Source organism: Phormidium sp. CCY1219, assembly GCF_055795085.1.
In genome coordinates this window covers 1-12636 of sequence record NZ_JAYFEQ010000714.1, presented here as the reverse complement: position 1 = coordinate 12636, position 12636 = coordinate 1, and the positions used below count along the sequence as shown (strand labels likewise).

At 52.6% G+C, this 12636-nt stretch carries 11 protein-coding genes; 4 read left to right on the top strand and 7 right to left on the bottom strand.

From position 1 onward, the window contains the following. Positions 1-116: 116 nt before the first annotated feature. The 4 genes from AC0QH1_RS21195 to AC0QH1_RS21180 all read right to left on the bottom strand — a co-directional run bounded on the left by AC0QH1_RS21195 (position 117) and on the right by AC0QH1_RS21180 (position 5769). The gene (locus tag AC0QH1_RS21195; protein ID WP_324633309.1) at positions 117-2186 is read right to left on the bottom strand and encodes a methyl-accepting chemotaxis protein; all 2070 of its coding nucleotides are present in this window, start codon (positions 2184-2186) and stop codon (positions 117-119) included. A gap of 80 nt (positions 2187-2266) precedes the next feature. After that, on the bottom strand, positions 2267-2746 hold the full coding sequence (locus tag AC0QH1_RS21190) for a chemotaxis protein CheW (RefSeq protein ID WP_324633308.1): 480 nt from the start codon (positions 2744-2746) through the stop codon (positions 2267-2269). Positions 2747-2807: 61 nt separating this feature from the next. Then, positions 2808-5012, bottom strand: a complete 2205-nt coding sequence (locus AC0QH1_RS21185) for a chemotaxis protein CheA (RefSeq protein ID WP_324633307.1) — start codon at positions 5010-5012, stop codon at positions 2808-2810. 316 nt (positions 5013-5328) lie between these two features. Beyond that, positions 5329-5769, bottom strand: coding sequence for a response regulator (locus AC0QH1_RS21180; protein WP_324633306.1), 441 nt, complete (start codon positions 5767-5769; stop codon positions 5329-5331). 483 nt (positions 5770-6252) lie between these two features. Here AC0QH1_RS21180 and AC0QH1_RS21175 point away from each other — a divergent pair, with 483 nt between their 5' ends. Further along, a complete protein-coding gene (locus AC0QH1_RS21175; protein ID WP_324633305.1) occupies positions 6253-7194 on the top strand; it encodes a Cof-type HAD-IIB family hydrolase in 942 nt (313 codons plus the stop codon). A 183-nt stretch (positions 7195-7377) separates the two neighbouring features. Here the strand turns inward: AC0QH1_RS21175 and AC0QH1_RS21170 are convergent, their stop codons facing one another. Continuing rightward, a complete protein-coding gene (locus AC0QH1_RS21170) occupies positions 7378-8310 on the bottom strand; it encodes a DALR anticodon-binding domain-containing protein (RefSeq protein WP_324633304.1) in 933 nt (310 codons plus the stop codon). A gap of 38 nt (positions 8311-8348) precedes the next feature. Between AC0QH1_RS21170 and AC0QH1_RS21165 the strand changes: the two genes are divergently transcribed. From AC0QH1_RS21165 to AC0QH1_RS21155, 3 genes are all read left to right on the top strand, one after another. Beyond that, complete coding sequence (locus tag AC0QH1_RS21165) at positions 8349-8483, top strand: hypothetical protein (protein WP_324633302.1); 135 nt, start codon at positions 8349-8351, stop codon at positions 8481-8483. A 174-nt stretch (positions 8484-8657) separates the two neighbouring features. Further along, positions 8658-8837: a hypothetical protein gene (locus tag AC0QH1_RS21160; protein WP_324633301.1), complete on the top strand. Its 180-nt coding sequence runs from the start codon at positions 8658-8660 to the stop codon at positions 8835-8837. 156 nt (positions 8838-8993) lie between these two features. Then, on the top strand, positions 8994-9737 hold the full coding sequence (locus tag AC0QH1_RS21155; protein WP_324633300.1) for a Crp/Fnr family transcriptional regulator: 744 nt from the start codon (positions 8994-8996) through the stop codon (positions 9735-9737). Positions 9738-9802: 65 nt separating this feature from the next. On the opposite strand, the gene AC0QH1_RS21150 is transcribed toward AC0QH1_RS21155, so the two are convergent. Beyond that, complete coding sequence (locus AC0QH1_RS21150) at positions 9803-10861, bottom strand: PstS family phosphate ABC transporter substrate-binding protein (RefSeq protein WP_324633299.1); 1059 nt, start codon at positions 10859-10861, stop codon at positions 9803-9805. 188 nt (positions 10862-11049) lie between these two features. After that, positions 11050-12636: protein kinase domain-containing protein (locus AC0QH1_RS21145; protein WP_442957351.1), on the bottom strand; the 1587-nt coding region annotated here is incomplete at its 5' end.

The window sequence follows — 12636 nt, the reverse complement described above, 5'->3', positions numbered from 1 at the left end:
ATCAATCAACCCTGCCCAATTATCGGGGAAATGTAAAAGGGAAAAAGTGGCGGCGGTTTGTTTCGTCTTGGGTTGCAGCTATTTACGGAGCAATGGGAGAAAAATTCTTTACCCCTTCAGCCTCGCGCTATTTCCCCCAGGACATCCGCCTGTTCGATTAAATTCCCACAAGATACTTCCGCCCCCTCCATTCGCTCCAGATTGCGTTCGGTCAGTTCCCCCAACCTCGTCACTGACGAAAGCAGAGTTTCGGCAACCGTGGAATGTTCCTGGTTCGACAGATTAATCGACTCGATTTGCTTGGAAATATTTCCCACCGCCGAACTCATGTCTTTCACCGCTCGCGATTGTTCGTTCATCGCCTTGGCTACCTGCTCGGACTGTCGCTGCAAATTGTCCACCGCATTTTGAATCGCATCGCTCGATTTTCCTTGCTCGTTCATCGCCTGGGAAACCTTGGCAATCAATCGCGCCAACCGTTCCGCCTCCTGGGAAATTTGCTCCCCGGCAGTGGATTGCTCTGCCAGGGAACGCGAGGTGGTGGCAGAACCGCGCCGCATGGATTCCACCGCCTGCATGATTTGATTGGCTCCCTTGGCTTGTTCCGAAGTGGCTTTGCGAACTTGGGAAGCCAGCACTGAGGTATTTTGTGCCGCTTTAATCACCTCGCGCGCCGCCGAAGCTTGTTCGTTCATCGCCTTGCTCACTTCCTGGGAAATCCGACGCATCTGCACCGTGGATTGAACGATGCCTTGGGCGGTTTTGGTCTGTTCGCTGGTTGCCGTGGCCACTTCTTTGGCTTGCAGGGCTGTGGTATTAATCGCCGTCACCACAGTTTGTCCGGCACCGAGCTGTTCTTCGGACGCTTGGGCGATTTGACTGACGAGTTGGCTGGTTTCTTCGATGCCGCTCAAGATTTTCCGCAGTCCGCTGGCTCCTTCTTCCGCTAAGCGTCCCGCATCTTCGGCAACGCTCAATCCGTCATTGGAGGTATTGATGGCGTTTTGCACTACGGATTGCAGTCCTTTGATGATGCCGCCAATTTCTGAGGTGGCTTGGGCGGCGCGATCGGCCAGGTTGCGAATCTCTTCGGCAACTACGGCAAATCCCCTGCCTGCATCTCCGGCGCGCGCTGCCTCGATGGAGGCGTTTAATGACAGCAAGTTGGTGCGTTCGGCAATCAGGTTGATGGTGTCTACAATTGTGCTGATTTCGTCGGTCCGCTTGCCAATTAGGGCGATCGCATCCGCCGATTCTATGGTGGATTCGCGCACCCGGTTCAATCCTTCAATGCTCTTTTGTACCGATTTCCCCCCCACTTGCGCATCTTGCGCTAGTCTGCGGGTGATTTCGTCGCTCTGTTTTGTCAGTCCTGCTACGTAGCGAATCGAACGCTCTAGTTCTTCCGCACTGCTGGACGCATCGGTGGCAACTTCGGTGATTCGCTCGCTGTTTTGTGCTACCCCCTGCACCGATCGCGCCATCTCTTCCATCGAGGTAGACACCTCCTCTACCGTCGCTGACAGGTTTTCTGATGTGGCTGAAACTTCTTCGATGGAAGCCGCCATTTCGTTAATCGAACTGGTGGTTTGTTCCGACGCCGTACTCAAATCGTCCGCATTCGCTGCTACCCCTTGGATCGAACTGGCAATCTGTTCTATAGAAGCAGCGGTTTGATTGATCGCAGACGCAAGGTTGTCCGTGTCTCGGCTGACGCTTTTAATCCCAGCCGCTATCTCTGTCATCGAACTGCTCACTTGAGTGGCAGATGTTGCCATCTCCTCCGCCGTCATCGTCACGTTTTGGATCGATGTAGTGCTTTGTTGGATGTTGACGGCAGTTTCTTTGACCTGTGTGGCTAAATCTACTGCACTGGCTGTCACTTGCTCGATGGAGGCTGCCATCTCGTTGAGGGAAGAAACCAGTTGCTCGGTGGAGGTCGCCACTGATGCCGCTTGGGTGGCAGTTTCTGTCAGCGAGTCCGCCATCTGCGAGATTCCCTCGCTACTCTCCGTGCAGCTTTGCCTCTGGGTTTGCGCCCCCGCTGTGGTTTCTGAGGCAATTCTCGAAATTTCCGCCGCCGCCTGTCGAATGGCATCCGTGTGACGGATCAATTCGCCTTTTTGATTCACTTTCCCACTTCGATTGGCTCCCTTGGTTTGTACCGTCTTCTTTTTCTTACCCATTATTTTTTCCTCTTAATTCTCGGTTTAGTTGTCATTGGTGATTGGTGATTGGTGATTGGTCATTGGTCGTTTGTCAATGACTAATGACCTGTTTCCTTTTTTACGGGATTTGAAGCCTCGGTTGGCGCGAGTAATTCGGCAACATCTAGAATCAAAATCACGCGGGATTCTCGGGTGGCAATGCCTGACAAACATTTTCCGCGCGAGCCGGTAATTCCTTCGGGGGGAGGTTGTATGGTATCTGAGGGAATCGCGAGAAATTCGCGGGCGGTATCTACAATTAACCCGATGGTTCGGCGATTGACATTGACGACTATCAACCGCGTGCGGAGACTGTAGGGAATTTTTTCTAATCCCAGCCTCACCCGCAGGTTGAGTACCGGAATCACTTGACCGCGAGAAAAAATCACGCCTTCTACGTCGGTTTCGGCGTTCGGAACTGGGGTAATTCCCTCTACCATTTCCATCTGTTGTACCAGTTGGGAGGGAATCGCGTAAGTGGTATCGGCCAGTTCAAAAACAATAAATGTTTCGGATTTGGTGGGGTGATTTTCTACCATGATTTTGCCGCAATTCTTACCAGTGGATTTAGTAAAAAAGTTGTTTGTTAATTCAAGGAAATTAGAGAGGATGCTTGGCGTTCAATTGCATTGCATAGCGCCCTAAAGCGGCGGGGTCTAAAATCAAAACCGCACGTCCGTCGCCTAATTCGGTGGCGCCAGTAATGCCGGGGACTTGAAGCAAGGGGTCGGTGAGGGAACGAACGACAATTTCTCGCTGTCCGAGGATGCGATCGACGACGATACCGATGCAGGTAAGTCCGTTTCCCACTGCAACTACATGCAGGTTTTTTGTGCTGTGTCCGTTGAGGGATTGGCGCTGTGGGGTGGGGTTGCGATCGCACTTCCCGGTTTCGGATCGGTTTAAACCAAACAGGTTTGCCAACCGGATGAGGGGTAAGATACTGCCTTTGTAAGGGATTGTCTCGTTGTTTGCAAAGGCGATCGCGCTTTCGGGCGCGACGGCGATCGTCTCTCGCACGGAACATAAGGGAATGGCATAGGTTTCCTCCGCGACGGCGACAATTAAGGCATCGGCGATCGCTAAAGTTAAGGGGAGTTCGATAAGAAAGCGCGTCCCTCGTCCGGGTTGACTCTCGAAATTCAACATCCCCCCGAGTTCTTGTACGGTATTTTTGACGATCGCCATTCCCACACCCCTTCCGCTGGCGCGATCGGCTCGTTCTCGGGTGGAAAATCCGGGGGCACAGAGAATCTCTAGCAGGGTCATGGCGTCGTAGGGATTTTCCCGGGGGTCGGGAGTGGAGTTTTCGAGTAATAATCCGCGTTCCCTGGCGCGAGCGGCTACTTTTTCTAGGTCAATCCCGCGCCCATCGTCTTCAATTTCGATTTGGACCAAATCTCCTGCAGTTTTGGCGCGCAAGGCAATGTTTCCTTGAGCGGGTTTCCCCCGTTCTCGGCGATCGCTGCTGGGTTCTATCCCGTGACTGACGGCGTTGCGGACTAAATGCAATAGCGGATCCATCATCCGTTCCACGACGAATTTATCGATTTCGGTTTCTTCGCCGCTGACTTCTAATTTCACCTGCTTTTGCTCGGATCGCACTAAATCGCGCACCACAAACTGCATCCGGGCAAATATTTCGCCGATGGGAACTAACCGCACTCGCATGATGCCTTCGCGCAAGTCGCGCAATTGCCGTTCAAAGCGGCGATCGATTTGCGATAGGGTGCGCCATTGCGCTGGGGGTAAAATCTCTTTAAGCCCATTGAGCCGATCTTCTAACCACGCCCGGGTAATCACTAGGTCTCCCACCATCCGCATCAGTTCGTCGAGTTTGGGTAAGTCTACTCGTACCACTAGGGGGGCGGGGAGAGAAGCGCCGGGACTGGAAGTCTGGGGTGGGGAAGCCATTTCCCCTTTTGCGGAGGGGGTGGGGGTCGCTTCGGTTTCCGACTCGGGCGGGGCGGGGAGTTCGGGGGGTTCCTCTGGGGGTTGTTCGTCTTCCGACTCGGGTGGGGTGGGGAGTTCGGTTGTTTCTTCTGCGGATCGATCGTCGCTTTCGCTGACTCGATAGGGTTTCCAGGTGAGTCCGTCGGTTTCCCACTCGGTCCACCCACTGTCCCTGTCTCGGGTGGCGAGGAGAAAATCAAATTCGATCCGGTTTTCCGGGGTCATGCGAGGGGCGGCGTACAGGATCTGGCCGATCGCTTGCAGTCTCTCGCGGGTTTTGTTCACGTCTATCCCCCTGGCGGACCGTTCGGCGCTGGGGGCGAAAATAAAGTGCCACACGGATTGTCCCGAGGCGATCGCTTTCTCGACTTGGGCGATTTGTTCTGGTTTGAGTTCAAACTGTAAAGGGGCGATCGCCCCTTGTTGTTGGCGGGGAGACTCTGTAGTGCCGATGATTTGGCGCAGTCGATCGGCGATCGCGGAAATGTCGGGGGGCGATGTTCGATCTCGTCGGGCGGCGATAATTTTTTCTAACAGTTTAGTTCCCTCTAATAATGCGTCGAATCCCTGGGAAGATAGCTCCCGATCGCCATCGCGCAGCACTCGCAGGTAACTTTCCATTTCGTGCGCCAGTTCTTCTGCTTCTTTTACCCCCACCATGCCCGAGAGTCCTTTTAAGGAATGAAAGCTGCGAAATAATTCGTTTAAAACTGACGGTTCGATTTGTGGCTTCTCTACATCGGCTTCGATGGCCAACAATTGCCGACGCACTACGGTCAGATGTTCTTCACATTCGGCAAAATAATCTTCTAAAAAATCGTCGAAGAAGTTATTGCTCGCGCTATTAGACACCAGTTAAATCATCTCCTATTCACCGGGATTTCTCTATAATTACTCCAGAACGGCGATCGTCTATCGGCGGTTTGGGCTAGTGCGATCGCGCTGACACTTCTCTTGGCAGAACCTGGTTTAACCTTCCCTGCTGCTATTTCGCCTCATCTCTATCTTCTCCTACCGTTCCCCCGCTTCTACACTGCCGAGTTTTTTTTAGTCCCTGCACTGTTAAGCAAGCACACAAGTTATTTTGCCTACCTGCTTAACAACAGAACCAACGACCAATGACCAATGACTAATGACCAATGACCAACGACCAATGACCAATAACTCCTTAATTCAATAACAACTGTTGGACTTGACTGGCAAGAGATGTGGGTTCAAATGGTTTGGTGATATAACAGGAAGCCCCGGCTTGGATTGCTTGACTGCGGCTTCCTTCGTCTCCTTTGGTGGTCAAAATGATAATTGGTGTTGCTTGATAACTCGGATGTCCCAAGACGAATTTTAAGACTTCTAATCCATGCATGTCCGGCATGTTTAAATCCAAAATCATCAGATCGAATGGGGCAACGGCTAGCTGCTCGATTGCTTCTAAACCATTACTCGCTTCGCCAAATGTGACGCCGGTTAAATCTCGCAGGGATGCCATGACCATTTTTCTCATGGTTGCTGAATCATCCACGACTAAAATTCGTCTCATCTTGCGTTCCTCCATCGAACCAATGCTGTTTTTAAACACCCGCCGAGGCTCTTGTTGTCTGAACTGGGTCATTTTCCCGTGACTCTCGCCGCGAGATGCTGTGGGCTTTCATTCCCGCACCCCAGAAGGTTTTTGTGTCTTGCGTCACGGTTTGAGAAAGCATCCGCTGACTTGATTTTTTCTGGGTTGAGCTATCGGCGATCGCCTCTGGGGTTGTGCGGATATCCCTTGCTTCGCGTTATGGAAGCACTTATTTTTATTTTCCCATTTCTGGCGGTCATTCGATCGCTCGCTTAAAAAAATGCAACAAAGTCGAGACTCTCCCGAGTTTACAGTGTAGAACTCTCGGCTTTCTTTTTTCATCGATGCTGGGTTTTAATTCGCTTAATCAACTCCCTTGTAATTTTATCTCGATTTTCCATCAATTGGCGAAATTTTCAGAATAAATTAACAAAACTTGTTCCCAGATGGAATTGGGGTGCGGGGGGGGAGGAGTGCAACGCAGATTGTCCTGGAGCGCATCATGGGGTGAGGCGCAAGGGGGGATGGATGGCAATGCTCTGCTACACTTCCGAAAAGGTGAAATACGCCGCAGAAAACCAATCGTTCAACCCAAATAACCCGATGCAAACCACAGCTACTGCGAACTTTCTCCAATCTGGCGATCGCCCCAGTGGGCGGGACGTGAAATTGCTCGTCCTGGATATTGACGGGACCATTGCGGGGGTCTCGAACCAGATAACCGACCCGGTGAAACAAACGATCGCTGCCGTTCAGGCGCAAGGGATCCAAGTGGCGATCGCCACGGGACGCATGTACCGATCGGCGTTGCGCTTTCATCAAGAAATCGGCTCTCCCTTACCCTTAATTTGCTACCAAGGAGCCTATATCAAAGACCCGGAAACGGACAATCTCCACTATCACGCGCCGTTATGTCAACAAATTGCTCTGGACTTATTAAATGATTTCGAGGATCCCACGGTGCGATCGCAGCTCACGGTAAACTGCTATATCGACGATTGCCTTTACGTGCGCGAAATCACCCCTGCGAGTCAAGCCTACAGCGAGCGAACGGGGGTACCCGCGATCGCCCCGGAGGATCTCGGAGAACTGGTGACCCGTTGCCCCCCCACCAAAGTGCTGGCTATGAGCCAAAACACGGGGTTAATTGATGAATTACTCGCAAATGCCGCGTGCCGCTACACCCCCCAACAGGTTTACCTGACCAAATCCCACACCACTTTTTTTGAAGCGGGAAACCCGGAGGTCAACAAAGGGGCGGCGGTTCGCTACCTCGCCGAAGAGATGTTGGGACTTCATCCCACCCAGGTGATGACCATTGGCGATAACTTTAACGATCTCGAAATGCTGCAGTATGGGGGCATCAGTGTGGCGATGGGCAATGCCCCTGCACAAGTGCAAGCTGCTGCCACTTGGGTGACGTCGGATGTGGAATGCGACGGGGTGGCGGCGGCGATCGAGGAGTTTCTCCTGTAGCTGAAATGCAGAAAGGGCACCGACGACTGGCCGTGTTTCGTCTCGGTGCCCTTATCTGGTTCGCTCCTCACACACCTGTTACTATATCGGACACAGTGAAATTTGTCACCCCCTTTGAAAAAGTTTTTTTGGGAGTTTTATGACAATTCAGTGCCTTTACCTCGGGTGACGCAGGGACTTTGACTAGAGTTCCCGAGGGGCGAAAGCGCTCAATCCCTCTTCTAGCAGGAGTTTTAGCAGTTTTTGACAAATTGCGATCGCCCCCAATCTGGCTTGGGCGAGTCCGAGATTTTTTCTGTAGATTTCGCTCCAAATGGGATTGGCGGCATAAAATGTCAGGAAATCTTGACTTAAGTCTCGGGCCCATTTCATCGCCCGGGGCGGTGGGGCGCAGGGGTCGGTGAGCTGTAGGGCGTCTAGTACATTCACCACTTGAGAAATTAAGGCCCTTTCTGTGGGATGGTCTAAGCGAAACTGCCCTTGCGGATCCAGCCAGGGGATCGGATCCGGGGCGATCGCGGATTCCCCCTCCGGCTGGATCCCGGAAAGGATCCCCTGGCGATCGGCCATCCGCAGCAGGGAACAACAGCGGGCATGGGCATACTGGATCCTAAATAACGGGGTGCTGGAAGAAAAATCTCCCGGCGCAGGGTCTTCGAGTGCCGATGCAGGGGCGGCGATCGCGGAGGCGAGATGACCGAGCAACGATTGCAACCATTGCGATAATCCCCGATCGGTCAGTTTGAGGTGAATTTTCCCCGGGGGATAAATCTCTATCTCGAATTGCCGCCCTTGGGTATAAAGTCCCGATGTGCTATCCGGCAAATGAGATAAACCCCGGGCGATGGCGGTGGCAATTTCCATCGCCGATCGCGGCGATTGTTTGGCGAATTTTAATCCGGCGGCACAAATATAAACCACCCGTTGGCTATCTTTCCCGCGATACAAGGGAATCTGCTGACAAATGGGCGACCCACTCGCACCCTCTATCGCGCGATCGCAACCACTGGCGGGAGTATTTATCCAAGGCGCAAATTCATTCGTCGCGATCGCCACTTGTAGCTGATGCAGCAGCAACCCCTGAAGCGCCAAATTTTTTACAGCGAGTAATTCCATATTCCTTCAACTGGACGGTTTCAACTGAGGGGAAAACGATGAGATGCCTGGAGAAACTCTCGGGCATCTCAGACGATCGCCCCTCTTTTTTTGTCGCTCGAAATAACGGCTCGATCGATTCTACAGATAAAATTGGGCGATCGGTCTTTCCATCCACCATAACCTCCGCCTAAAACCTCCCGCGCAACCTTCTTCATCGGTTTGATTTTCTTGTTTGTCAATGCTTTTACCTACACAACACTATTTTCTCAAAAAATCCTCTTTGGTGTAAAAAGTAGCCGGAAACTCTCTTCTGCGCTAAGTATGATTGGCTACTGAAATTCTCTCAAACCTAGGAACGAGCCAAAATGAATCCAGATTTCTCTCGATCCCTTTTTATTAACGTTACGCCTGCGATCGCGCTGTCTTCTCGATTTTGCGATGCAGGTGGGTCAGCCGATGGTGAGAAAATTCTCGGGCGGGTGAATAACACTTCGGTGGCAGAAATCCCGGATCGGATTCCCCCGAGTTTGCCATTTTTGCCGTGACTTCGGTGGGGTGGAAGCGTCCAAATTCACTGTTGTCAATCCTGGGATTGTTATTGCACTAAATCCATGCAATGCAGCACAACGTTCTTGGAATCGGGGAATTTGCATCGCCACTTTCTGCGATCGCACTATGCCTAGTCCTACACCATTGTTCCTATGTATTTATCTTCTACCTCAGAGACATCTCGGCCATTTTTAACTCGCCAATGGATCGTCGAATGGGCTGAAGAACATTACCGTTATCGGACATTTCGCAAAGACGAACGAATTCCCACTCGTCCGGGTCTGTTGTATTTCGTAGCCCAAGGAGCACTGCGACTGATCGTGACTCACCCGGAAAATTCATCAAGCTCGGTTGCTGCGCCATCTCCTGGTGCAACCGGGCGTAGTGAGGGGGAAGAGAACTTCCTTCGCAAACCGGAACAAGGGTTTTTGGGATTTGTCAGTGCGGGTCAGCCGTTTGAAGTGGTGACTCGCGATCCGTTCGCGATCGAAGCCTATGCCCATACCGAGGAGACTTCAGCAATTTGGATGTATTGGCAAGATTTGGATTCCTGGCCCGCGTTTCGTCAGGAGGTGTTAGATGCATTTCGCTATCAGCACCAGCGCAAACTCTTGTGGTTGGCAACCCTCGGTCAAAAACGCACCCTCGATCGACTCGGCGGATTCCTCACTTTATTAGTCGAAGAACATGGCGAACCTTATTATAGCACGAGCGAACCGCCGATTGTGTTAGGGTACCGTCTTCCTTGGGGGTTAACCCACGCGCAAATTGGCAGCGCGATCGGTTCGACGCGGGTAACGGTGACGCGCCTCATGGGGAAGTTGCGCGCTGCAGGGTGTATTTCCACCGGGGAAGATAATTTAATTGGCGTGCCGATCGCGAGACCAAGCGAGTGAGAATCCTCGGGGTGGTGGGTTATACTCTGGTTCGGCGCACTGAATTATCTGCGCGATCGCAACCCTTACCGAATTCTGACAAACCCGGTTTTCTCAATTAACTCTTGCCCTTGGTCGGTGAGCAACAGCTCTGCATAGGCATTTCCCGCCTGTTCGTCTATTTGATTATTTTCTTTCACAATCACAAATAATCGCCGGGTAATCGGATAGTCGCCACTTTGAAACGCGGTTCCATTGAGCTGATTGCGGCGGGCGGGACAGTCTTGCGGCGGCACCAATGGCTCTTGATAGGGGGGCACCCATTCATTTGGGCGGCGACCGATGGGCAAGGGTCGAATGCTACATTGATCCACCACCTCCGGGGCGGAAGCGTAATAAATTCCGCCGAGATTTTGGCTGACGCGGCGCAACGCTTGGGTGGTAGTGGGAATAAACTCGATATTACTGCCAAATTCCTTTCCCCCCATAACATTTTCCACAAAAAACTCAATCGTCCCGCTGTCTTCCGGTCGGCGAGAATAAGGGATAATCGGAACGTTCGGGCCGCCCAATTCACTCCAATTCACAATCTCGCCAGTATAAATCTGTTGCAATTGAGTCACGGTCAACCCGGAAATTTCCAAGGCGGGATTTACCGCCACAGCAATGCCATCGATCGCCACCGGGATTTCTCGCAGGCTAAACCCCCGTTGTTCGGCTTGCTGGTATTCTGTATCTTTTAAAGAGCGAGAAGACTGGGCGAAGGCCAATTGGTTATCGAGTAACATCGCAATGCCGGTACCCGATCCGGGAGGTTTGGTAGCATGTTGGGTGTAGCGCAGTTGAAATTGCGGCCAAACGGTTTCAATCAGGGGGTCTACTTGTGCCCGGATAGGTGCCCAAGTGGTACTCCCGCCATAGCTAAACAATCCGGCGGGCACATCGGAAACTTGCCCTAAACTCTCGGCATAGGATTGGCTGGTAGAATTGTTGCGGGTGTTGGCTTGTTGTCGGGTGGCTTGGGGGGTGGAACTCTTGCCATCGATTCTCATTCCTTGGGTCAGCCACCAAAAAAAACCCCCAGCTAACGTTAAGGTGATGAGGGCGGCTAAGACGAGGACGGTGGTTTCGTTTTTTTGTGACATGGGCACTTTGGGCAGCAAATAGGGGAGATAAAAGGTTTTTGCGGTTTGGGCGCGCTTGATTGAATGGAATTGCTGTTTCTATTGTAGAAATACTCTGGGGTGGGGGTTAGGGAAACGGGGGGTTTTTCCGGTCCGATCGCAACTCCACCAGGGGGATTGTGCGGGGATGGAAGGACATTGTTAAATTTTCACAAAATTCTGGAGAGGAATTTTTGCAGGAGTCGAAACAGGGCACTTACCGCGATCGCGCAGGATCCGGCAAACAGGGGCAACAAAAAAATCGCTTGCCATGCAAACGCACTTCGCAACGAGGGAATCGCCACCACAATGGCAAAAGTCGCGATCGCCAAAATCAGCAAATCGTATTTTTCGATCCAGCGCCGCGATTGCGCTAAAATCAATCCCGACAACACCACCACCCACGCCCCGGTACTGATTAACGCCGACAAATTCAAGCTGCTCAACACAATCAGCAGCAATCCGCCTTCAAACCCGGTAAACGCAGCGCCCCGGAGAATTTCCAAGGTGGTGAAATGGGCGGTGGAGGGTTGCACGGGAGGTGCGGGGGCCGGTGATGGCGTGGGGGCGGGAATGGGTGGCGCGGGGGTTGGGGGTGGCGGGGCTGAAGGTTTGGCCACCAGGGCCTCTAGCACTTCGGTGGCTGACTGAAACCGCTGACTGGGGGTGGGGAGGAGTAATCGATCCAAAATATCGGCCAGTTTCTCGTCGATCTCGGCATCGCTTCTCCAGTTCCAGCGATTGGTATAGGAATCGAAAAGCGTCTGGGGGTCTTTGCCGGTGAGGAGCATGATGCAGGTAACGGCGAGGGCATACAAATCCGTGGCGGGGAAAACCGTGCGACCTGCCATTTGTTCTGGGGGGGCGAATCCCATTGAATAAATGCCGGTGGAGCGATTTGTGCCGGGGGCGAGGGATGCCTGGGTTACTTGCTTGACGGCACCAAAATCGAGCAGGTAGAGGCGATCGCTGTGGCGCGATCGCATGATGTTGGAGGGCTTGATATCCCGGTGGATGACCTGATTCTGGTGGACGAATTGGAGGATTTTGAGGATTTGTTGCAGCACCTCTACCACTTCGGTTTCCGAGAATTTGCCTTTGGATTGCAGTTGTTCTTCTAAGTTTTCGCCGTCGATGAATTCTTGCACGAGATAGAAAAACTGTTCTTGCTTGCCTGGTGTCAGACTGGGCACTTCTAGGGGGAAGAAGGCAAGCAAGTCAGGAATTTGCGGATGGCGGTTGCCCAAGTCGTCGAGCACTTCTGCCTCGCGATCGAATAATTTTTGCGCGATCGCCATTTGTTGGGCATTCAAGTCCCCCCTGGGCTGAAACTGTTTGACCACACACTGTCGCATTGTCGGAGTGCGGCGATCGCACGCCAGAAATGCCGCCCCAAATCCCCCTTGCCCTAACAACCGTTGCGGCATATATCGCCCATCCAAAATCAGCGGCATTCCACAAGCGGTACAAAATTTCTGCTGCGCTGTCTTGAGCTCGGCAGGGTCATCGAGATCGGCAAATTCGTTTTGCGGACGCGGACAACTGGGACGAGTGCAGTGAATTTCCATAACCGTCTCTTCCGTTAAGCGTTGAGAATCTCGAGAGTATCCTGCCGAATCTGAGATCCGGTTTTTTACCGCTCCTTTGCCGCTACCCAGGGGTTTTTTAGCTTCTCGGCGAGAAGCCCCGCGCTCTACCCGTGCTTGGTGAGCGTCGGGATGAGAGCCAGGGGAAATGGAGGGGTTCGATGCCCCTCC

What these genes read in the sequence shown, in the direction of transcription:
- AC0QH1_RS21150 (WP_324633299.1), bottom strand. Translation starts at nt 10,861, where the DNA reads ATGTCACAAAAAAACGAAACCACCGTCCTCGTCTTAGCCGCCCTCATC.
- AC0QH1_RS21180 (WP_324633306.1), bottom strand. Translation starts at nt 5,769, where the DNA reads ATGACCCAGTTCAGACAACAAGAGCCTCGGCGGGTGTTTAAAAACAGC.
- AC0QH1_RS21170 (WP_324633304.1), bottom strand. Translation starts at nt 8,310, where the DNA reads ATGGAATTACTCGCTGTAAAAAATTTGGCGCTTCAGGGGTTGCTGCTG.
- AC0QH1_RS21160 (WP_324633301.1), top strand. Translation starts at nt 8,658, where the DNA reads ATGAATCCAGATTTCTCTCGATCCCTTTTTATTAACGTTACGCCTGCG.
- AC0QH1_RS21190 (WP_324633308.1), bottom strand. Translation starts at nt 2,746, where the DNA reads ATGGTAGAAAATCACCCCACCAAATCCGAAACATTTATTGTTTTTGAA.
- AC0QH1_RS21165 (WP_324633302.1), top strand. Translation starts at nt 8,349, where the DNA reads ATGAGATGCCTGGAGAAACTCTCGGGCATCTCAGACGATCGCCCCTCT.
- AC0QH1_RS21155 (WP_324633300.1), top strand. Translation starts at nt 8,994, where the DNA reads ATGTATTTATCTTCTACCTCAGAGACATCTCGGCCATTTTTAACTCGC.
- AC0QH1_RS21175 (WP_324633305.1), top strand. Translation starts at nt 6,253, where the DNA reads ATGCTCTGCTACACTTCCGAAAAGGTGAAATACGCCGCAGAAAACCAA.
- AC0QH1_RS21195 (WP_324633309.1), bottom strand. Translation starts at nt 2,186, where the DNA reads ATGGGTAAGAAAAAGAAGACGGTACAAACCAAGGGAGCCAATCGAAGT.